Raw genomic sequence first — 21,216 nt, forward strand, 5'->3', positions numbered from 1 at the left:
ACGATGACCGGAACGACCATCCCCCTCCCCGTCACCGCCGTCACCTGCCTGGAGGACCGCGGCCAGGTCGAACGCACCGCCACCGTCGACCTCGCCGCGGGCGTCCAGCGGCTGCGCCTGGGCCCGCTCACCGCGCTCGCCGTCGACCGCACCCTGCGCGCCGAGACCACCGCCCCCGGCACCCGCGTGCTGGACGCCCGGATCGTCCGCGACTGGATCCCGCGCGCCCCGCTGCCGCCCGGCCCGGAGGACTCCCGGCTGCGCCACCGGCTGCACGAGCTGGAGACCGCGAGCCGCCTCGCCGACCAGGCCCGCGCCCGCCTGGAGGCCCGGCTGGCGCTGCTCGCCCAGCTCTCCGCCGACCTGCTGCGCGAGATCGGCGAGGGCGCCGGGATCGGCGAGCTCGAACGCACCCGCTGGGCCCGCGAACTGGACCGGGTGGACGCCGAACGCGAGCGCCACGGCGAGGAGCTGCGGACCACCCACTCCCGGCTGCGCCGCCTGGACCAGGAGCGCTCGCAGGCCCTGATCGCCCTCGACCAGGCCGAGGAGGAACCGGCCGAACTGGTCGCCCACCTGGAGCTCACCGTCGAGGCGGCGCAGCCCGGCCCGAGCGGGCTGGCCGTCACCCACCTGGTGCCGTGCGCCCTCTGGCGCCCCTCGTACCGGGCCACCCTGGACGGCGGGAGCCTGCGGCTGGAGTCGGAGGCGGTGGTCTGGCAGCGCACCGGCGAGGACTGGACCGGCGTCCGGCTCACCTTCTCCACCGCCCGCTCGGCCCTCGCCACCGACCCGCCCGCCGTCGCCGAGGACGTCCTGATGCTGCGCGAGCGCACCGCGGAGGAGCGCCGCACGGTCGAGGTGGAGCTGCGCGAGGAGGCGATCAGCGCGCTCGGCCCGGCCGCCGGGGTGCCGGGGGTGGACGACGGCGGGGAGGTCCGGGTGCTGCCCGCGCCCGCCCCGGCCACCGTGCCCTCCGACGGCCAGGCGCACCGGGTGCCGCTCGGCGCCTTCACCGGGCAGGCGAGCAGCGAGTACGCGTGCGCGCCGGAGCTGTCCCCGCTGGTGACCCAGGTGGTCCGGTTCCGCAACGCGGCCGGGCACCCGCTGCTGGCGGGTCCGGTCGAACTGGTCCGCGGCAGCGGCTTCACCGGTCGGGGCGAGCTGGGCTTCACCGCCGCCGGGGCCGACGCCGAGCTGGCGTTCGGCAGTTCGGACGGCTACCGGGTGGTCCGCGAGGCCGAGGAGCGCCAGGCCACCGCCGGGCTCACCGGCCGCCAGACGACCACCCGGACGGTGCGGCTGCACCTCTCCCGCTTCTCCGGCCCGGAGGAGCGGGACGAGCAGGTCGTCGCGGTCCGCGAGCGGGTGCCGGTCTCCGAGGTGTCGGCGGTGGAGGTGCGGCTGCGCAAGGAGGAGTGCTCCCCGTCGCCGGACGCCTTCGACGCCGAGGGCATCCTCCGCTGGGACGTCCCGCTCGGGCCCGGCGCCCGTCGGACGGTCACGCTCGTCTACGAGGTCTCCGCCACCGCCAAGGTCGCCGGGCTCTGAGGAGCCTGGCCTCCTCCGCCGCCGCCTGAACACCGGTCCGCTCGTGACGACCGCTCAGGACCAAACCGGGTAGAACAGGAACATGATCCTCCACCTCGCACCCCTGGACGACTGGCTGTCCGACCCCGGTCGGCCGTACACCACCGCGTCGCTGCTCACCGACGGGTTCATCCACTGCTCGGCGGACGAACAGACGGCGCTCGCGGTGGCCAACGCCTTCTTCGCCGACACTCCCGACCCGCTGATGGCGCTGCTGATCGAGGAGTCACAGGTGGAACCGATGGTCAAGTGGGAGGCCCCGCACGGCGCACCGCCGCCCGGGGCGACCCCCGGCCTGCTGTTCCCGCACGTCTACGGACGGCTCAACCGCTCCGCCGTCAAGGGCCTGCTGAAGGTCGAACGCGGCCCGGACGGCCGCTGGGCCACCCTCACCCCCTGGAGCTGACGCCCAACCCCCGACGGCCCACCCCCGACGGCCGACCCCGACGGCCCACCCGGCCCGGTGCACAACCAGCCCCGGTCACAACCAGCCGGTCAGCCAGCTCACAACCAGCCCCGCTCCCGGGCCGCCATACCGGCCTGGAAGCGGGTGGTGGCGCCCAGCGAGCGCATCAGGCTCTGCAACCGGCGCTGCGTGGTGCGGGCGCTCCAGCCCAGCGACCGGGCGATCGACTCGTCGGTGAGGCCGGCCGCCAGCAGGCCCAGCAGCTTGCGGTGGTCGGCCTCCGGCTCCAGCGTCGCGTCCCCGGTGCCGATCGCGGCCTGCAACTGGACGGCGCGCTCCCACTCCGCCTCGAACAGCGTGTCCAGCGCCTGGAGCAGCGCGGAGGGGTGGATGACGTACGCGGCGTCGAGGACGCTGTCGCCCACGCTGATCGGGATGATCGCCATCCGGTCGTCCGAAATGATCATCTTCATCGGCAGCGACGGCCGGACCCGGGCCTCCTCGCCGTCCGCGACCCCGGCCAGGATGTTCCGCTCCAGCCGGCCCGGCCAGGCCACCGCGTCCCGGTCGTAGACGGTCCGCAGCCGCAGGCCCTCCCGCAACCGCCGCCGCTGCAACGGGATCGGGGTCACCGGATCCTGGATGTACGGCGGGCGGTCGAAGCCGCGGACCTGGTACTGGCTGGTCTCGGTGATGTGCTCCAGCCGCTGCGCGATCGCCTCGCCACCGGTCAGCACCTCCACCGAGTGCGCCGGATCGGTGTACCGGGAGGCCTCCCGGAAGGCGTCCATCAGGCGGTGCATCTCGGCCCGGGCGTGCCGCAGTTCGGACTCGCGGTGGCCGATCAGGGTGCCGATCGCGACGTCGGGGGCGACCGGCAGGTAGCGCTGCCGGTCCACCGGCGCCCGGGTCGCCATGCCCTGCTGCGCCAGGCGGTCCAGGGCGCGCACGCTCTGCTGGAGCGTCAGGCCGCAGCCCTCGGCCAGTTCCTCCGCGGTGGACTGCGGATTGGCCACCAGCGCCGCGTAGACCTGTCCGTCCGGCTCGGCCAGTCCCAGTGCGCTGAGTGGTGCATCCGACACGACGCCGTCTCCCCCGTTCGCCCCCCACCGGCGCCGGCCTTGGCGCAGTCCCGCCACTGGGCGGGTGGTGGTCCGGTGGCAATCCTCTGCCACAGATCATGGCACTGACAAGGCCGTGACCAGGGGTTGCGGCCCGCCTCGCACCCCGCCCACCCCCACCGGACGACCGAGGGCCTCCCCGCCTTTCGACGGGGAGGCCCTCGACAGAAGCCCGAATATACCGACCGGTCTACAGACTCCGGCGGGAATATACCGACCGGTCTATATAGCCCGAACGGAATATACCGACCGGTCTACAGAAATATACCGACCGGTCTACAGACCGACCTCGCGCATCAGCTGACCGACCTCGGGGTTGGTCAGACGGCGCAGCCAGCCCGACTTCTGGTCGCCCAGCGCGATCGGGCCGAAGTGCGTGCGCACCAGCTTCTCGACCGGGAAGCCGGCCTCGGACAGCATCCGGCGGACGATGTGCTTGCGACCCTCGTGCAGGGTCACCTCGACCAGGTAGTTCTTGCCGACGTTGGAGATCACCTTGAAGCTGTCGGCGCGCGCGAAGCCGTCCTCCAGCTCGATGCCCTGCGCCAGCTGCTTGCCCAGGTCGCGCGGGATCGGGCCCTGGATGGCGGCCAGGTAGGTCTTGGTCACGCCGTACCGGGGGTGGGTGAGACGGTGGGCCAGCTCGCCGTGGTTGGTGAGCAGGATGATGCCCTCGGTCTCGGTGTCCAGACGGCCGACGTGGAACAGCCGGGTCTCCCGGTTGGTCACGTAGTCGCCGAGGCACTGGCGCCCGTCCGGGTCCTCCATGGTGGAGACCACGCCGGCCGGCTTGTTGAGCGCGAAGAACAGGTACGACTGGGTGGCGACGGTCAGGCCGTCCACCTTGATCTCGTCGTTCTGCGGGTCGACCCGCTTGCCCTGCTCCGTGACGAGCTTGCCGTTGACCTGGACCCGGCCCTGCTCGATCAGCTCCTCGCAGGCGCGGCGGCTGCCGATGCCCGCCCGGGCCAGCACCTTCTGCAGGCGCTCGCCCTCGGGCTCGCCGAAGGTCTTGGGCAGCTTGACGGCCGGCTTGTCGTGCCGGGCGAGGACGGCGTCCTCGATCTTGGCCTGCAGCTCGCGCGAGCGCTGCGGCTGGCGGCGCGGGTCGCCCGGGGCGCCCTGGCCCTCACGGCGCGGGCGCGGGGCCGGGCTGGGACGACGCCCGGAGAAGCCGCCGCGGGCGGGGGTGGCGTTGGGGCCGCCGCCGTACTCGGGGCGGTCGTAGCGCCGCTCCTCGGGCCGCAGCGGGCGGTCCGGGTACCGGTTGTCGTCGCGCCGGTCGTCCCGGCGGCTGTCCCGCCCGTACGAGCCGGAGCCCGAGCCGGAGCCACCGCGCGAACCGGCACCGCTGCCGCCGCCGTACGAGCCTCCGCGCGAACCCGAGCCGGACCCACCGCCGTACGAACCCCCACGCGAACCCGAGCCCGAGCCCGAGCCGCCACGCGAACCGGCACCGCTGCCACCGCCGTACGAGCCGCCGCGCGAGCCCGAGCCGGACCCACCGCCGTACGAACCCCCGCGCGAGCCGGAGCCCGAGCCGGAGCCCGAGCCGGAGCCCGAGCCGCTGCGGCCGCTGCCGCTGCCGCCGTAGGAGCCGCCGCCCCGGCCCCCGCCCTGTCCGCTGCGACCGCTGCCGCCGCCGCTGCCGTTCCTGCCGTTGCCACTGCTACGCATCAAAGTGTCCGTACGTCGTTACCGTCTGGGATGTGCGGTCGTTTCGGCCGACCTCACCGCCCCCTACCGATCAGGCGCAGCCCGACCGGCCTCGCCACTGCCGTCCACGGCCTTCACGGCAGCGGCGGCGACCGCCTCCGCGATCATCGTGCCCTCCAGGGACTCCGCTTCCACGTCGTCGACCTCGGGCAGGAAGGGAGCAAGCTCCGGCAGCTCGTCCAGGCCGCGGAGCCCCATCCGTTCCAGGAAGTAGTTCGTCGTCCGATACAGGATCGCACCTGTTTCGGGCTCGGATCCGGCCTCTTCCACCAGTCCTCGCTGTACCAGGGTACGCATCACGCCGTCACAGTTCACACCGCGGACGGCGGAAACCCTCGATCTGGACACCGGCTGCCGGTAGGAGACGACCGCCAGGGTCTCCAGTGCGGCCTGCGTGAGCCGGGCCTGCTGGCCGTCCAGCAGGAAGCGGTCGACGGCCGGAGCGCAGGTGTCCCGGCTGTAGAACCGCCACCCGCCGGCGACCAGCCGCAGGTCGAATCCGCGGCCCTGGGCGGTGTATTCGGCGGCCAGTTCGCGCAGCGTCGCGGCCACCTGCGCCCGGGGCCGCTCCAGCACGCCGGCCAGCCGCTCCTCCCCGGCCGGCTCGTCGACGACCATCAGGATCGCCTCCAGCTCGGCCTTCAGTCCGGCCCCGGCCACCTCCTCGCCCTCGGCCGAATCAGCACCCTCGGCCCGATCAGCATCCTCGGCCGGATCGGCGACGCCGACCAGATCAGCGACGCCGGAAGTCGACGGGGCCGACTTCTGGTGTACGACCCGGGCCTCGCCCTCCGACGAGACACCCACGGACGCCGCCACCGGCTTCACCGGCCCTGCCACCGGCTCCGGCAGCAGCTCGAAGGCCGGCTCCAGCCACTCCCCGGCCCGCGGCCGCCCCGGCAGCCCGAGCGGGCGCCGCACCGGCCGCCCGCCGCCCCCACCGCCCCCACCGCCCCCACTCGGGCTCCCGCTCCCACCGCTCATCGACTCTCCTCCCGCTCCCGCGCGCCCACCGGCCGGTCGAACTCGTCCGTCACCTCGACCGCGCCCCGGTCCGCCTCCGCCACCCAGCGCACCAGCAGTTCGCCCAGCGCCTCCGGCTGCTCGAAGGCCAGCACCCGTTCCCGGTACAGCTCCAGCAGCGCCAGGAAACGGGCGACGACCACCAGCTCGTCCGGCGCGTCCGCGACCAGCCGCTGGAACGACGCCTCGCCGAGCTCGGTGAGCAGCCCGACCACCAGCCCGGCCTGCTCACGCACACTGACCGGCGGGCTGTGGATGTGGTCGACGTACACGACGGGCTTCGGCTTGGGTTCCATGGCCCTGGCCGCCAGCTCCGCGAGCCGCTCCGGGCCGATGGTGATGACCACCTCGGGCAGCAGCCCGGCATGCCGGGGCTCCAGCCCGACGGTGCGCGGGCGTCGGGCCAGCTCGGCGGCCCAGCGCTCGCCGAAGAGAGCCGCCGCCCGCTTGTACGCCCGGTACTGCAGCAACCGGGCGAACAGCAGGTCGCGGGCCTCCAGCAGCGCCAGGTCCTCCTCGTCCTCGACCTCGGCGGCGGGCAGCAGCCGGGCGGCCTTGAGGTCGAGCAGGGTCGCGGCGACGACCAGGAACTCGGTCGCCGCGTCCAGGTCCCAGTCCGGGCCCATCGCCCGGATGTGTGCCATGAACTCGTCGGTGACGGTGGCCAGCGCCACTTCGGTGACGTCGAGCTTGTGCTTCGCGATCAGGCTGAGCAGCAGGTCGAAGGGGCCTTCGAAGTTGTCCAGCCGCACCCGGAAACCGCCCCGCGGCTGTTCCTCGGTCGCGTTCACGGCGGTGGTGGGTGGTTCGGCGGTGCTCGGCATGACGGTCCATCTTCACCCGGCCCGACCGCCCGCCCCGCCCCCGGGGCCGTCGACACGCCGTCGACACCGCAGGACGCCGACACGCCACACCAGGGATGCCGCGCCGGGGATGCCACACCGGGACCGCCGCACCGGAGGCACCGCACCGGCAGCACCAGAGGCACTGCCGACGCCCAGGAAGGGGCCTAGCGGCCGCGCAACCGCCGGACCAGGATGGAGGCCTCACCGCGCTGCTCCAGGTCCGCCAGGACGACCGCGATGGCCTCCCGGACGATCCGCCCGCGGTCCACGGCCAGGCCGTGCTCACCGCGCAGCACCAGCCGGGCGTGCTCCAGGTCCATGAGCTCCTCGGCGGACACGTACACGGTGATCTTCTCGTCGTGCCGCTCGCGCCCGCTGGGGCGGCGCGGCGCGCGGCCGCGCGGCCGGGCGCGCCCGGTGCCGCCGGCCTGCTCCTCGGCGGCACCGGGGTGCTGGCGACCGGCCGGCACGGCGCCCTGGGGCCCGGCTGACGAGGCGGAGCGCTGGGCGGGCGGCTGGGCGCCCGCCGGTGCGCCGGCGGCCGACTGCTGGTCCTGGGACGGCTGCCGCCCGGCCTCGCCGGTGCGCTGGGCGTCCTCGGCGCCTTCGGCGCCGTCCGTGCCGTGGACGGTCCGCGCGGTCTCCGCTCTGGCTGCCTCGGCGGCCGGACGCGGCGCGAGGGAGGGCGACAGCGCCATCCCGCCGGTGGTCCGGAACAGCTCGTCGGCCCCCGGGAGACTCACTCGGCGGGGCGGCACCGGTCGAGCACCTCCCTGGCGAGCTGGCGGTAGGCGGCGGCACCGACCGAGTTGGTCGCGTACGTGGTGATGGGCTCGCCGGCGACGGTGGTCTCCGGGAAGCGCACGGTCCGCCCGATGACGGTGTGGAAGACGTGCTCGCCGAACGCCTCGACGACGCGCGCCAGCACCTCGCGGCTGTGCACGGTGCGCGAGTCGTACATGGTCGCGAGGATTCCGTCCAGGCGCAGCTCGGGGTTGAGCCGCTCGCACACCTTCTCGATGGTCTCGGTCAGCAGTGCGACGCCGCGCAGCGCGAAGAACTCGCACTCCAGCGGGACGATGACGCTGTGAGCGGCGGTCAGCGCATTGACCGTCAGCAGGCCCAGCGAGGGCTGGCAGTCGATGATGACGAAGTCGTAGTCGGGCAGCAGCGGCTTCAGCGCGCGGGCCAGCGCGGACTCCCGGGCCACCTCGCTGACCAGCTGCACCTCGGCGGCGGAGAGGTCGATGTTGGACGGCAGCAGGTCCATGCCCGGCACGGCCGTCTTGAGCAGCACTTCATCGGCCGTCAGGCCCCGCTCCATGAGCAGGTTGTAGACGGTGACGTCGAGCTCCATCGGGTTGACGCCGAGGCCGACCGAGAGCGCGCCCTGCGGGTCGAAGTCGACGAGCAGCACCCGGCGGCCGTACTCGGCCAGCGCGGCGCCCAGGTTGATGGTCGACGTGGTCTTGCCGACGCCGCCCTTCTGGTTGCACATGGCGATGATCTGCGCGGGGCCGTGCTCGGCGACCGGGGCGGGGATCGGGAAGTACGGCAGCGGGCGGCCGGTCGGGCCGACCCGCTCGCGGCGCTGGCGCGCGGCGTCGGGGGCCAGCGTGGCGGCGTACTCCGGGTCCGGCTCGTACTCGGCGTCCGGGTCGTCGTAGGCACCGTAGGCGAACTCGCCGTAGGCCAGGCCGTAGGCCGCCAAGTCGGCGTCGTGATCGGTCACCGTGGTCACCTGCGCTGTGTTCTGGCGTGCTTCGAAGGTACGGAGTGCGACCGAGCCGACCTCGGCCGAGCCCACGGAGGGCTGCCGGGCCCCGGGCTCCTCACTCGGCTGGCCGGCGGTGCGCTCCGCCAGTCCTGGCTGACCACCCCCGGGAGCAAATGTCGACTCATTCACAAGTCGTCTTACCTCCTTGGGCATCCAGGACTCTATGTCGATTCGTCAGCGTGGCAGCATGCCGACGGTTTGCGACTCTAGGCCGTTCAAGGCGTTCGCAGCAACACAATCCACGGTAGTGGGCCGGATGTGTCGACTATCGGGCGGGCCGATGTCAAGGGATGAGTAGGCCGTTGACCCTAACGTTTCTGCGGTGGGGTGACACGACCGACAGAAATTGACGACAGAGCGACCCGCCCGCTCAACCACCCGTTCACGGGCACGGCGAAGCCCCCGGCCCGAGGGGATCGGGTCGGGGGCGAACGACCGCCGGGCGGCCTACCGGATCACTGGATCGCCAGATCAGCGGATCGCTGGATCACCAGATCACTGGATCACCGGATCAGGCGAGCACGCTCTCCAGCGAGACCGACTCCAGGCCGAAGGCCTCGGCCACGGCCGGGAAGGTGATCTGGCCCTCGTGCACGTTCAGGCCCTTGGCGAGCGCCGGGTCACGGCGCAGCGCCTCCTTCCAACCGCGGTTGGCCAGCTCGACGACGTACGGCATCGTCGCGTTGGTCAGCGCGTAGGTGGAGGTGTTCGGGACGGCGCCCGGCATGTTGGCCACGCAGTAGAAGACCGAGTTGTGGACCTGGAAGGTCGGCTCGGCGTGCGTGGTGGCGTGCGAGTCCTCGAAGCAGCCGCCCTGGTCGATGGCGATGTCGACGAGCACGGAGCCCGGCTTCATGCGGGAGACCAGCTCGTTGGTGACGAGCTTCGGGGCCTTGGCGCCCGGGATCAGCACCGCGCCGATGACCAGGTCGGCCTCGATGACGGCCTTCTCCAGCTCGAAGGTGTTGGAGACGATGGCCTTGATCTTCGTGCCGAAGATGCGGTCGGCCTCGCGCAGCTTGTTGATGTCGCGGTCGAGCAGGGTCACGTCGTAGCCCATGCCGATGGCGATGGTGGCCGCGTGCCAGCCGGAGACGCCACCGCCGATGACGACGGCCTTGGCCGGGTGGGTGCCGGGCACGCCGCCGGGCAGCACGCCGCGGCCGCCGGCCGGGCGCATCAGGTGGTACGAGCCGACCTGCGGGGCGAGACGGCCCGCGACCTCGGACATCGGGGCGAGCAGCGGCAGCGCGCCGTTGCCGAGCTGCACGGTCTCGTACGCGATGGCGGTGGTGCCCGAGGCGATCAGCGCGTCGGTACCGGCACGGTCGGCCGCCAGGTGCAGGTACGTGAAGAGGGTCTGGCCCTTGCGCAGCCGGTGGTACTCGGAGGCGATGGGCTCCTTGACCTTCAGCAGCAGGTCGGCCGTGGCCCACACCTCGTCGGCGGTGGGGAGGATGGTGGCGCCGGCGGCCACGTACTCCTCGTTGGGGATCGAGGAGCCGACACCGGCGTTGTCCTCGATGTAGACCGAGTGTCCGTTGCGGACCAGCTCATGCACGCCGGCGGGCGTGATGGCCACGCGGTACTCGTGGTTCTTGACCTCGCGGGGGATGCCGACCTTCACGGCTAAACACGTCCTCTTGCCATGGGGGTCCCTACCGGAGAAGACCGGCGGGCGACGCGCACGTGGGGAAGCCTCCGGGGCAGCCCGGGGCGGGGATCGCTGCGCGACTGAGTTCGAGTGTAATGAAGCCCAGTCGGCGTGTCAGCCTTCCAAAGTGAATAAATCTGCCGAACACATTGGCAGGTTCGTAGGCTTCCCTTGCGATCTTCCCACCAAAGGTGTGTTAACCGGGTATCTTCGACAATACCTCCGAAATACCCCTCACCACCCGGCGTCGACGCGTTCCCGCAGGTCCGCGAGGGCGGCCCCGACGGCCTCCCGGCCGCGCTCGTCGCCGAGCCTGCGCAGCACCGCCAGCGCGGCCCGGTACTCGCGGTCCGCCTCGTCGAAACGGCGCTGTGCGGTGTGCGCCTCGGCCACCCGGGCGAGCAGCCGGGCCTCGGCGGCGGGCTCCCCCATCGACTGCCGCAGGCCGAGCGCCCGCCCGTACCAGTCGGCGGCGCGCACCGCGTCGCCGAGCGCGCGGTGGCAGCCGGCGGCGCCCTCCAGGGCCCGGGCGCAGAGCGGTTCGTCCCCGGCCGTGCGGGCGTGCTCCAGGGCGGCCCGGTAGTGCGCGACGGCCTGCTCCCAGCGGCCCGCGGCGGCCTGCAGGTCGCCCAGGTTGAGCAGCGCGGCCGAGGCCCGGCGGGGTCGGCCGTGCCGCTCGGCGACGGTCAGCACCAGTTCGTGCAGCCGGTAGAGGTCGGCGGGGGCGGCGCCGGTGAGCGGCAGGGTCCGCAGCAGCGCGGTGACCAGCCGGCCCGCCGAGCCGTCCAGGTCGCCCTGGCCGATCGCGTCGGCCACCGCCCCGAGCAGCAGGTCCCGCTCGCCGAGCAGCCACTCCCGGGCGTGCGCCGCCGAGCCCAGCCGCAGGGCGGCGGGCAGCGGGTCCGGCCCGGGGCCACCCGCCGGGTCCAGCAGGGCGCGGGCCGACTCGGTGAGCCGGACCAGCCGCTCCAGCAGCCGGGCCCGGGCGAGCTCGGTCTCGGCGGGCCGGTCCTCCTGCTCGCGCAGCCGGACCAGCCTCGGGTAGAGACGGCCGGGCACCCGGTAGCGCGGGCTGCCGTCGGCGGCCGGCGCCTCCTGGCCGAGCAGCTCCCGTTCGGCCAGTGCGGCGAGCGTCACAGCCGCCTCCGGTGCCGGGCAGCCGACCAGGGCGGAGGCGGTGCGCGGGTCGGCGGTCTGCGCCGGGGCCAGGGTGAGAGTGCGCAGCATCCGCGCCTGGGCGGCCGGGAGGGTGCCGTACAGCAGGGTGAACGCGCCGATCAGCGGGTCGCTGTCGGGGACGGGCACCGGCTCGGCCGGCTCCGGGCCGGGCTTCACCCAGGCCGCTTGCTCCCCGGCCGTCTCGGCGGCGGCGGGCTCCGGCGCCGGGCCCTCGGCCGGCTTCTCCCCCGACGGCGAGGGCGTCGCGGCCTTCCCGGCCTTCCCGGGCGTGGACGCCTGGGCAGCCTTCAGCCCTTGTACGGGCTTCGCAGCCTTCCCCGACGCCGTGCCCTGTACGGGCTTCGCGGCCTTCCCCGACGCCGCCCCCGGTACCGGCTTCGCCGCCTTCCCGGGCGTCGACGCCTGGGCGGTCTTCGGCCCCTGGACGGGCTTCTCCGCCTTCTCCCCCTCCCCCTTCGGCGCCGCCGAGCGCGCCGACTCCTCGCCCACCACCCGGGTGAGCTCGCGCGCCGCCTCGGTGACGGCCGCCTTCGGGTCGCCGCGCAGCCACCCGGCCATCAGCCGCAGGGCGGCCGGCCGGGCCGCGCAGGCCTCGGCCAGGTCGGCGCCGCCGACCGGGTCGCAGGAGATCCGGGTGCCGCCGACCAGGTCGGCGAGCAGTTCGCCGGAGGCCTGCCGGTCGAGCCCGCCGAGGATCACCGGGTCGATGTCCTCGATGCCGGTGAGCGGCCCGGCGGTGGTGGCGAGCACCAGGCAGCCGGGTTCGTCGGCGAGCAGCGGCCACAGCTGCCCGGCGTCCCGGACGTCGTCCAGCACCAGCAGCACCCGGCGGCCCACGAGCGCCTCGCGCAGCGCGACGCAGGCGGGCTCGTCCCGCCCGTCCCCGGTGGCGCCGGGCAGCGGCACGGGGGCCTCGGGGTCGAGTTGCTCCAGCAGCAGCCGGGCGGCCCGGGCGGGCGTCACCCGGCCGCCGTCGGGGGCGGACAGGCGCGCGAAGAGCACGCCGTCGGGGTGGTCCGCGGCGGCGGTGCGGGCGAAGCGGACCGCCAGCGTGGTGCGGCCGGAGCCGGGGCGGCCGGCCAGCACCAGCACCGGGCTGCGGCCGGTGGCCGGGCGCGCGGCGGCCGCCCGCAGCGCGGCCAGCTCGGTGCGCCGCCCGACGAACAGTGCGGGCCCGGCCGGCAGCCGGTCGAGGCCCGGAACGGCCCCGACGGGCGCGTCGGGGCCGGGGTCCATCGTCGCCGTCTTCCTCGCCACCCGTGCCACTCCCGACGTCATCCGGCCTCAGCGGAGGCGGCCCGGGACGGGCGCCCTGTCTGCGAAGCGTAGTTCGACCGTCCGGCTCAGCCGAGGTGACATCCGGTCGTACGAACCGGTAAATCACCCTCGCGGATCAACAGCAGGGCGCTCAGGAGGCGTACGGGCCGTTCGCTCACCCCTCGAAGGGCCGGGCCGGCCAGGGCGAGTCCGCCGGGCGCAGCCCGTCCAGCCCGTCCGGTCCGGTGAGCGCGGCGTGCACGGCGAGCGTGCCGGTGATCAGGGTCGGGTTGTGCAGCCGCCCGGCGTGGATCAGCCGGATCAGGTCGGACACCGGCACCCAGGCGACCTCGATCTCCTGCTCCTCACCCTGCGCCGCGTAGCGCTCGCCCTCGGCCTCCGCGAGGTCGGTGGCGAGGAACATCCGCAGCGCCTCGTCGGTGCCGCCGGGGGAGGTGTAGTAGTCGGCGAGGATGCGCCAGGTGTCGGCCTTGCAGTGCGCCTCCTCGTACAGCTCGCGCTGCGCGGCGTGCCACGGGTTCTCGCCGGGCACGTCGAGCAGGCCGGCGGGCAGCTCCCACAGGCGCTGGCGGACGGGGTGGCGGTACTGCCGCAGGACCAGCACCCGCTGCTTGGCGTCCAGGGCGAGCACGGAGACCGAGCCGGGGTGGGTCTGGTAGTCGCGGCGGGCCCAGCTGCCGTCGGGCATCCGGACCTCTTCGCTGCGCACGCCGGTGACCTTGCCCTGGAACGGCGTCCGGCTCTCCCGGACCTCCCACTCCTCGGCCACGTCGGCGATCCCCTGGTCGCGCTGCTCGTCCATCGCTCTCCCCTTTTCGTCAGTGCGACACAATCTAACGCCGGACGGCGGCCCCGCGGGAATCGCGGGGCCGCCGTCCGGTGAACGACCGACGACTTACTCGGCCGCGGTGGTCTTGATCTCGATGGCGGCCTTGACCAGGCCCGCGAACAGCGGGTGCGGGCGGGTCGGGCGGGACTTCAGCTCCGGGTGGGCCTGGGTGGCCACCAGGTACGGGTGCACCTCGCGCGGGTACTCGACGTACTCGACCAGGTCGCCCTTCGGGGAGAGGCCGGAGAACTGCAGGCCGGTCTTCTCCAGGTCCGCGCGGTAGGCGTTGTTGACCTCGTAGCGGTGGCGGTGGCGCTCCTCGACGTACTGCTCGCCGCCGTAGACCTCACGGACGATCGAGCCCTCGGCGAGCTTGGCCGGGTACAGGCCCAGGCGCATGGTGCCGCCCAGGTCGCCCTTGCCGTCGACGATGGCCAGCTGCTCGGCCATCGTGGAGACGACCGGGTGCTTGGCGGCGGCGTCGAACTCGGTGGAGTTGGCCTCGGGCAGGCCGGCCAGGTTGCGGGCCGCCTCGATGACCACGCACTGCAGACCCAGGCACAGGCCGAGCAGCGGGACGCGGTTCTCGCGGGCGAAGGTGATGGCGCCGACCTTGCCGTTGACGCCGCGGTCGCCGAAGCCGCCGGGGATGCAGATCGCGTCCACGTCGCCGAGCTGCGCCCGGGCGCCCTCGGGGGTCTCGCAGTCGTCCGAGGTCACCCACTTGATCTCGACCCGGGCATTGTTGGCGAAGCCGCCGGCGCGCAGCGCCTCGGTCACCGACAGGTAGGCGTCGGGCAGGTCGATGTACTTGCCGACCAGCGCGACCTTGACGATGTGCTGCGGCTCGTGGACGCGGCGCAGCAGGTCGTCCCAGGTGGTCCAGTCCACGTCGCGGAACGGCAGGTCGAGCCGGCGCACCACGTAGGCGTCCAGGCCCTCGCCGTGCAGGACCTTGGGGATGTCGTAGATCGACTTGGCGTCGATCGCCGCCACCACGGCCTCCTCGTCCACGTCGCACATCAGCGAGATCTTGCGCTTGATGGCCTGCGGGACCTCGCGGTCGGCGCGCAGCACGATCGCGTCGGGCTGGATGCCGATGTTGCGCAGCGCGGCGACGGAGTGCTGGGTGGGCTTGGTCTTCAGCTCGCCCGAGGGGCCGATGTACGGCAGCAGGGAGACGTGCACGAAGAACACGTTGTCCCGGCCGACCTCGTGGCGGACCTGGCGGACGGCCTCCAGGAACGGCAGCGACTCGATGTCGCCGACGGTCCCGCCGACCTCGGTGATCACCACGTCGACGTCCTCGGTCGCCATCCGGCGGATCCGGGACTTGATCTCGTTGGTGATGTGGGGGATGACCTGGACGGTGTCGCCCAGGTACTCGCCGCGTCGCTCCTTGGCGATGACGGTGGAGTAGACCTGGCCGGTGGTGACGTTCGCCGAACCGTGCAGGTTGGTGTCCAGGAACCGCTCGTAGTGGCCGATGTCCAGGTCGGTCTCGGCGCCGTCGTCCGTGACGAAGACCTCACCGTGCTGGAACGGGTTCATGGTGCCCGGGTCCACGTTGAGGTACGGGTCGAGCTTCTGCATCGTGACGCGCAGGCCGCGGGCCTTGAGGAGCGCGCCGAGGCTGGAGGCGGTGAGGCCCTTGCCGAGCGAAGAGGCGACACCCCCGGTGACGAAGAGGTGCTTGGTCGTCACGGCGCGGCCGTTCGCTGCCTTGCCGGAATGGGGCTGTGCCAAGAGGGGGCTCCCGTGGGTCGCGTGTCGAAGGTGACGTGGGCGGGATGCTCTCGACTCGCCGAACGACGGGAGGCGGTGCGGTGCACGGCACTCGGGGGGTCGTCGATTCGGCTGGTCCGGGGCGTTTGATCCCACCGGTCCACGGGATACCAGGGTATCAGTGACGCGACCGGGACGCCTTCCGGCCCGCTCGCGGCGCCCCGGGGGGCGTGCGCGGGGCGCACCACCGGCGCATCATCCGGCGCAGCAGTCACACCGGTCGCACCACGGCCGGACCGGGCCACTTCGGAGCACTCCGTTCGGGCCATGACAGCCCCTCCACTGGGACCAGGCGGAACTGATCCGTCCGGACCATCCTGCCCGGCGTCCTCGCGATGCACGGCATTTCCGCCGAATTGTGGCGCCACACGAGGCTGCGCCCGCGTGCTTCGCCCCTTTCGTCCGTCGTAAGCTGCACGGACGCATCGCCGACAGCACGAGCACGCGGAGGGCGTGGGAGGTCAGGACACTCCCGGTCCCCGATGCGCGACCGGACCTCCCCGTATTCCAGCTCCTCCCCTCCCACCCCAGGGGCTCGACCGAGCCCCGCGCGGACACTCCAGCAAGGCCCGCCACCACCCTTCGGCGGGCCGGACGTCCCGGGGTGGGCTCCGGCCCCGCAGACCGCTCGCTCCCTCGGATCGCCGATGCGTCGTGACCACATTGCGAACTGGAGATCCACGTGGCCGGCCGTATCGAGGACTACGCACTCATCGGGGACATGCAGACCGCTGCCCTGGTCAGCAGGGACGGGGCGGTGGACTGGCTCTGCCTGCCCCGCTTCGACTCTCCGGCCGTGTTCGCCGGCCTGCTCGGCACCGATGAACACGGCTTCTGGCGGATCGGTCCGGCCGAAGCCGTCGCGACCGAAGTCCCCACCCCCGCGGCACCCCCCACCCCGGCCGCCCCCGCCCTCGGCCTCCCCCGCTTCACCGACACCGCCGATCTGAGGGTCCCGCCGCCCACCGCGGCCGCCCCCGCGGTGCCCGCCGACCGCCGCCGCTACCGGGGCGACTCACTGGTCCTGGAACAGGAGTGGGACACCCAGGGCGGCACCGTCCGGGTGATCGACTTCATGCCGCCGCGCCCGCTGGCCGGCCGCGACGCCGTCCCCCAGGTGATCCGGATCGTCGAGGGCGTGGCCGGCACCGTCCGGATGCGCTCCGCGGTGCGGATGCGCTTCTCGTACGGGCGCATCGTGCCCTGGGTGCACCGGGTCGAGCAGGCCGGAGGCGGCCACCGCACCGTCGCCGTGGCCGGGCCCGACTCGGTGTGGCTGGACGGCGAGTCCGAGACCTACGGCCGCGACCTGACCACCTACGCCGACTTCACCGTCACCGCCGGCGAGCGGATCGCCTTCGCGCTGACCTGGCAGGCCTCCCACTTGGACGCGCCGAAGGCCCCGGACGCCGAGGAGATGCTCGACGCCACCACCGACTTCTGGCACGAGTGGGCCGCCCAGTGCACCTACCAGGGCCCCTACCGCGAGGCCGTGATCCGCTCCCTGATCACCCTCAAGGGCCTCACCTACGCCCCCACCGGCGGCATCGTCGCCGCCCCCACCACCTCGCTGCCCGAGGACATCGGCGGTGAGCGCAACTGGGACTACCGCTACACCTGGCTACGCGACGCCGCGATCACCCTCTCCTCGCTGCTGCGCACCGGCTACCGCGACGAGGCCAAGGCCTGGCGCGAGTGGCTGCTGCGCGCCGTCGCCGGCGACCCGGAGAACCTCCAGATCATGTACGGCATCGCCGGCGAGCGCGAGCTCACCGAGTCCTCACTGGACTGGCTGCCCGGCTACGAGGGCTCGCAGCCCGTCCGGGTCGGCAACGGCGCGGCCGGCCAGCTCCAGTTGGACGTCTACGGCGAGGTCGTCGAGGCCCTGCACCTGGCCCACATGACCGGCCTGGTCCGCAACGACCACGCCCACCACCTCCAGCTGCGCCTGATCGAGTACCTGGAGGACCACTGGCAGGAGCCGGACGAGGGCATCTGGGAGGTCCGCGGCCCGCGCCGGCACTTCGTCCACTCCAAGGTGATGGCCTGGGTCGCCGTCGACCGGACGATCAAGCTGCTGGAGCAGACCCCCGAGGACGCCCCCTCCGACGGCCACCTGGAGCGCTGGCGCGAACTGCGCGAGACCATCCACCGGGACGTCTGCGAGAAGGGCTACGACCCGGAGCGCAACACCTTCACCCAGTACTACGGCGGCAAGGAGCTGGACGCCTCGCTGCTGCTCATCCCCCAGGTCGGCTTCCTGCCGCCGGACGACAAGCGCGTCATCGGCACCATCGAGGCGATCCAGCGCGAGCTGTCCACCGAGGACGGCTTCGTGCTGCGCTACCCGACCCACGACGAGAGCGGCAACAACGTCGACGGCCTCTCCGGCCACGAGGGCGCCTTCCTGGCCTGCTCGTTCTGGCTGGCCGACGACCTCGCCATGATCGGCCGGGTGCAGGAGGCACGCGAGCTGTTCGACCGGCTGCTCGCGCTGCGCAACGACCTCGGCCTGCTCGCCGAGGAGTGGGACCCGCGGCTCAAGCGCCAGGTCGGCAACTTCCCGCAGGCCTTCAGCCACGTCCCGCTGATCGACACCGCACTGCGGCTGACCGCCTGCGGCGGCGCCTACCTGTCCGCCCAGCCGGACGGCCTGGCGGCCGAGCGGGTCGAACAGGCGACGGTCTAGCGGTCCGGCGGCCTGGGGCCGGACAGGCCCTAGAAGCCTCTTGAAGATCTTGCTCTGGCCGCCCGACTCACCCCAGATTGCCGGTAAATGTCAATCAGGTCGAACTGGTACAAGCCGGGCGCGCTTTCAACATCTTCATCAGTCTTCTAGTCCCGCTGGACCAGCTCGTCGTAGGTGCTGAGCACCTGGGCGACGGTGGCGGCCTCGTCCGGCCAGGTCTCGGCCTGCTGCCGGCCGGCCGCCACCAGCCGCTCGCGGCCCGCCGGGTCGGCCAGCAGCCCGCGCACCGCCCGGCCGATCGCGACCGGGTCGCCGGCCGGCACCAGCACGGCCGCGTCGCCGACCAGCTCGGGGATCCCGCCGACGGCGGTGGCGACCACCGGCACGCCGGCCCGCATCGACTCCTGCACCACCAGCGAGCGGGCCTCCCAACGACTGGCGACCACCACCACGTCGGCGGCCGCCAGCAGGTCGGGCACGTCGGTGCGGAAGCCGAGCAGCCGCACCGGCAGCTTCTCGGCGGCGACCCGCTCGCGCAGCCCGGCCGCCTCCGGCCCGTCCCCGGCGAGCAGCAGCAGCGGCTCCGGGTCCAGCACGGACAGCTCGCGGGTGGCGTCCAGCAGCAGCCCGAAGGCCTTCTGCGGGACGAGCCGGCCGACCGCCAGCACCAGCGGCCGGTCCGGGCCGTCGCCGAGCAGCGCGGCGCGTGCCGCGGCCCGGTCGAGCCGACCCTCGGGCATCGGCGGGGCGGCCACCGGGCCGAGCCGGGCGTCGGTGGCGCCCAGCTCGCGGGCCCGGGCGACCAGGTCGGAGGAGGCGCCGAGGACGAGGTCGGCAGCGCGCGCGACCCGGCGCTCCATCAGTCGCTGCAGGCGGCGCTCCAGACCGGTGGCCAGCAGCGCGTGGTGGGAGGTGACCACCAGCGGGGTCTCCGGGCGCAGGCCCGGGAAGCGGCCTGCGGTGCGCAGGGCGAGGTCGGCGAGCAGCCCGGCGCGCAGCCCGTGCGCGTGCACCACGTCGGCGCCGGTGAAGGCCCGGCGCAGCTCGCCGATCGCGGCGGCGTCACTGCGGGCGCCGGCGGTGGGGGTGATGTCGACGATATGGAACCTGGCGCCGGTGCGGGAGAAGCCGAACAGCGCGTCCGTGCCGGCCGGGGCGCACACCGTGACGATCACGCCGTGCGCGACGAGGCCCTGCGCCAGGGAGCGCACGTGGGCACCGATACCGCCGGTGCTGGCGGCCAGGACGAGTACCACGTGCAGCTGCCCCGGTTCTGGGGTGGCAGCGGCGGCCCGGGCGGCGGAATGGTCCACGTTCTCTCGCATCCGACTCGATCAGGTTCGCGCGCCGCTTCGCGAGGGTTGCCCGTCGGCGGCGCTCGGGACTGGAAAGCCAGTGTCCAGCCGCCACCATGCCAGGTCGGCGGCCCTCTTGGACAGTCGGCGCCACCGGGGGCGCGTCGCCTTCCGTCCGCAAGGGCCACCCGGCCCTGTCGGTGGGTCGGACGCCCCGGCCAGGGCCTGTCGCAGCAGGTCCAGCCGGGCGCTCGACGCGAAGTGTCCTAGCGGTGGCGCGGGGCCCGGGCGGCGGCCAGCAGTTCCTCGGCGTGGGCCCGGCCGAGCTCGGAGTCCTCCAGGCCGGCCAGCATCCTGGAGAGTTCGCGCACCCGCTCCTCGTCGTTCAGCACCTTGACGCCGCTGCGGGTCACGGTGCCGTCGTTGGTCTTCTCCACCACCAGGTGCCGGTCCGCGAAGGCGGCGACCTGCGGCAGGTGGGTGACCACCACGACCTGGGCGGATTCGGCCAGTTTGGCCAGCCGGCGGCCGATCTCGACCGCGGCCTTGCCGCCGACGCCCGCGTCCACCTCGTCGAACAGGTAGGTGGGGACGGGGTCGGCGCCCGCGAAGACCACCTCGACGGCGAGCATCACGCGGGACAGCTCGCCGCCGGAGGCGCCCTTGGCGATCGGGCGGGGCTGGGCGCCGGGGTGCGGGGCGAGCAGCACCTCGACCTCGTCCACGCCGTGCGGGCCGTAGGCGACGGTGCGGCCGTCGACCTCGATCCCCGACAGGTCGTCGACCTGGGCGATCGAGAAGGTCACTCGGGCGTGCGGCATCGCCAGTTCGGCGAGTTCGGCGGAGACGGCGTCGGCGAAACGCCCGGCCGCGGCCTGCCGGGCGCCCGACACCTCGGCTGCCAGCTCGGCCAACTCGGCTCGCAGCGCGGTCTCCTGGGCGCCGAGCTGGTCGATCCGGTCGTCGTCGCCGTCGAGTTCGGCGAGCCGGGCGGAGCCGGCCTCGGCCCAGGCGAGCACCTCGGCGAGGGAGTTCTCCGGGCCGCCGTACTTGCGCAGCAGCTGGGCCAGGACGGCCCGGCGGTCCTCGACGGCGGCGAGCCGCACGGGGTCGGCGTCCAGGTCGTCCGCGTAGCCGGCCAGGTCGCCGGCCACGTCGGCGAGCAGGTAGCCGACCTCGTTGAGACGGTCGGCGAGGCCGGCGAGGCGCTCGTCGTGGTGGCGCACGGCGTCCAGGGCACGGCGGGACTGCGCGAGCAGGGTGCCCGCGTCCAGTGCCTCCGGGTCGGTCGGGTCGCCGGCCAGGGCGGCGTGGGCGAGGGTCGCGGCGGAGGACAGCGCGTCGGCGTGGCCCAGCCGCTCGGCCTCGGCGGCCAGCTCCGTGTCCTCGCCGGCCACCGGCTCGGCGGCGGCGATCTCGTCCAGGCCGAAGCGCAGCAGATCGGCCTCCTGCGCGCGCTCACGGGCCCGGGTGGTCAGCTCCTCCAGGGTGGCCGAGACCTCGCGCAGGCTCCGGTAGGTCTCCCGGTAGCGGGCCAGCGGCTCGGCCACCGCCTCGCCCGCGTACCGGTCCAGCGCGCCGCGCTGGCGGGCCGGGCGCAGCAGCCGCTGCTGGTCGGTCTGGCCGTGCACGGCGATCAGTTCCTCGCCGAGTTCGGTGAGCAGCCCGACCGGGACGGCCCGACCGCCGACGTACGCCCGGGAGCGGCCCTCGGCGGAGACGGTCCGGCTGATCAGCAGGGCGCCGTCGTCCAGTTCGGCCCCGGCCTCGGCCGCGCGGATCGCCGCCGGGGAGCCGGGGGGCAGCTCCAGCCGGCCCTCGACGACGGCGCGTCCGGTCCCGTTGCGCACCAGGCCCGGGTCGGCGCGGCCGCCGAGCAGCAGGCCGAGGCTGGTCACGACCATGGTCTTTCCGGCGCCGGTCTCACCGGTCACGGCGGTGAAGCCGGGGGCGAGTTCGACCACCGCGTCGTCGATGACCCCAAGATCCCGTATCCGCATCTCGTCCAACACGGAGACGACCTTACGAG

General features: G+C 73.7%; 14 protein-coding genes and 2 pseudogenes. 4 read left to right on the forward strand and 12 right to left on the reverse strand.

The window, feature by feature from the left end; translation table 11 throughout:
* The first annotated feature begins 3 nt into the window (after positions 1-3).
* Together AB0R04_RS23295 and AB0R04_RS23300 are read left to right on the forward strand one after the other, a co-directional pair.
* Positions 4-1,551: a mucoidy inhibitor MuiA family protein gene (locus AB0R04_RS23295; protein WP_363374194.1), complete on the forward strand. Its 1,548-nt coding sequence runs from the start codon at positions 4-6 to the stop codon at positions 1,549-1,551.
* Positions 1,552-1,633: 82 nt separating this feature from the next.
* Positions 1,634-1,996, forward strand: a complete 363-nt coding sequence (locus AB0R04_RS23300; protein WP_063349658.1) for a DUF952 domain-containing protein — start codon at positions 1,634-1,636, stop codon at positions 1,994-1,996.
* 98 nt (positions 1,997-2,094) lie between these two features.
* Here the strand turns inward: AB0R04_RS23300 and AB0R04_RS23305 are convergent, their stop codons facing one another.
* The 10 genes from AB0R04_RS23305 to AB0R04_RS23350 form a co-directional block, all read right to left on the reverse strand.
* Positions 2,095-3,078 (reverse strand): helix-turn-helix domain-containing protein, encoded by a 984-nt coding sequence (locus AB0R04_RS23305; protein WP_159398525.1) that lies wholly within the window; start codon positions 3,076-3,078, stop codon positions 2,095-2,097.
* Positions 3,079-3,393: 315 nt separating this feature from the next.
* The gene (locus AB0R04_RS23310) at positions 3,394-4,794 is read right to left on the reverse strand and encodes a pseudouridine synthase (protein WP_363374198.1); all 1,401 of its coding nucleotides are present in this window, start codon (positions 4,792-4,794) and stop codon (positions 3,394-3,396) included.
* A gap of 63 nt (positions 4,795-4,857) precedes the next feature.
* The gene (gene scpB / locus AB0R04_RS23315) at positions 4,858-5,493 is read right to left on the reverse strand and encodes an SMC-Scp complex subunit ScpB (protein ID WP_363374231.1); all 636 of its coding nucleotides are present in this window, start codon (positions 5,491-5,493) and stop codon (positions 4,858-4,860) included.
* Between the two features lie 320 nt (positions 5,494-5,813).
* Positions 5,814-6,680: a segregation/condensation protein A gene (locus tag AB0R04_RS23320; RefSeq protein ID WP_363374201.1), complete on the reverse strand. Its 867-nt coding sequence runs from the start codon at positions 6,678-6,680 to the stop codon at positions 5,814-5,816.
* 185 nt (positions 6,681-6,865) lie between these two features.
* Complete coding sequence (locus tag AB0R04_RS23325) at positions 6,866-7,399, reverse strand: hypothetical protein (RefSeq protein ID WP_363374233.1); 534 nt, start codon at positions 7,397-7,399, stop codon at positions 6,866-6,868.
* Between the two features lie 41 nt (positions 7,400-7,440).
* Positions 7,441-8,607 carry a ParA family protein gene (locus tag AB0R04_RS23330; RefSeq protein ID WP_107452940.1) on the reverse strand — a complete coding sequence of 389 codons (1,167 nt, stop codon included), beginning with the start codon at positions 8,605-8,607 and terminating at the stop codon, positions 7,441-7,443.
* Positions 8,608-8,989: 382 nt separating this feature from the next.
* Positions 8,990-10,105 (reverse strand): alanine dehydrogenase, encoded by a 1,116-nt coding sequence (ald, locus tag AB0R04_RS23335; RefSeq protein WP_063349655.1) that lies wholly within the window; start codon positions 10,103-10,105, stop codon positions 8,990-8,992.
* A 261-nt stretch (positions 10,106-10,366) separates the two neighbouring features.
* Positions 10,367-12,568 (reverse strand): AAA family ATPase, encoded by a 2,202-nt coding sequence (locus tag AB0R04_RS23340; protein ID WP_363374205.1) that lies wholly within the window; start codon positions 12,566-12,568, stop codon positions 10,367-10,369.
* A gap of 175 nt (positions 12,569-12,743) precedes the next feature.
* Positions 12,744-13,391 carry an NUDIX hydrolase gene (locus AB0R04_RS23345; RefSeq protein ID WP_063349653.1) on the reverse strand — a complete coding sequence of 216 codons (648 nt, stop codon included), beginning with the start codon at positions 13,389-13,391 and terminating at the stop codon, positions 12,744-12,746.
* Between the two features lie 93 nt (positions 13,392-13,484).
* Positions 13,485-15,164, reverse strand: coding sequence for a CTP synthase (locus AB0R04_RS23350; RefSeq protein ID WP_079135937.1), 1,680 nt, complete (start codon positions 15,162-15,164; stop codon positions 13,485-13,487).
* 721 nt (positions 15,165-15,885) lie between these two features.
* On the opposite strand from AB0R04_RS23350, the pseudogene AB0R04_RS23355 reads away from it, so the two are divergent.
* Positions 15,886-16,053: pseudogene (locus AB0R04_RS23355) on the forward strand (trehalase-like domain-containing protein); the annotation flags it as partial.
* Between the two features lie 135 nt (positions 16,054-16,188).
* Positions 16,189-17,892 (forward strand): annotated as a pseudogene (locus AB0R04_RS23360) (glycoside hydrolase family 15 protein); the annotation flags it as partial.
* A gap of 146 nt (positions 17,893-18,038) precedes the next feature.
* On the opposite strand, the gene AB0R04_RS23365 reads toward AB0R04_RS23360, so the two are convergent.
* Together AB0R04_RS23365 and recN are read right to left on the reverse strand one after the other, a co-directional pair.
* The gene (locus AB0R04_RS23365; RefSeq protein WP_363374209.1) at positions 18,039-19,217 is read right to left on the reverse strand and encodes a glycosyltransferase family 4 protein; all 1,179 of its coding nucleotides are present in this window, start codon (positions 19,215-19,217) and stop codon (positions 18,039-18,041) included.
* A gap of 236 nt (positions 19,218-19,453) precedes the next feature.
* Positions 19,454-21,187 (reverse strand): DNA repair protein RecN, encoded by a 1,734-nt coding sequence (gene recN, locus AB0R04_RS23370; RefSeq protein ID WP_363374235.1) that lies wholly within the window; start codon positions 21,185-21,187, stop codon positions 19,454-19,456.
* Positions 21,188-21,216: the final 29 nt, after the last annotated feature.

This window comes from Kitasatospora sp. NPDC056731 (assembly GCF_040687675.1).
In the GTDB taxonomy this organism is placed as follows: Bacteria; Actinomycetota; Actinomycetes; order Streptomycetales; family Streptomycetaceae; genus Kitasatospora.

What these genes read in the sequence shown, in the direction of transcription:
- AB0R04_RS23295 (WP_363374194.1), top strand. Translation starts at nt 4, where the DNA reads ATGACCGGAACGACCATCCCCCTCCCCGTCACCGCCGTCACCTGCCTG.
- AB0R04_RS23300 (WP_063349658.1), top strand. Translation starts at nt 1,634, where the DNA reads ATGATCCTCCACCTCGCACCCCTGGACGACTGGCTGTCCGACCCCGGT.
- AB0R04_RS23310 (WP_363374198.1), bottom strand. Translation starts at nt 4,794, where the DNA reads ATGCGTAGCAGTGGCAACGGCAGGAACGGCAGCGGCGGCGGCAGCGGT.
- AB0R04_RS23320 (WP_363374201.1), bottom strand. Translation starts at nt 6,680, where the DNA reads ATGCCGAGCACCGCCGAACCACCCACCACCGCCGTGAACGCGACCGAG.
- AB0R04_RS23325 (WP_363374233.1), bottom strand. Translation starts at nt 7,399, where the DNA reads ATGGCGCTGTCGCCCTCCCTCGCGCCGCGTCCGGCCGCCGAGGCAGCC.
- AB0R04_RS23345 (WP_063349653.1), bottom strand. Translation starts at nt 13,391, where the DNA reads ATGGACGAGCAGCGCGACCAGGGGATCGCCGACGTGGCCGAGGAGTGG.
- AB0R04_RS23365 (WP_363374209.1), bottom strand. Translation starts at nt 19,217, where the DNA reads ATGCGAGAGAACGTGGACCATTCCGCCGCCCGGGCCGCCGCTGCCACC.
- recN (WP_363374235.1), bottom strand. Translation starts at nt 21,187, where the DNA reads ATGCGGATACGGGATCTTGGGGTCATCGACGACGCGGTGGTCGAACTC.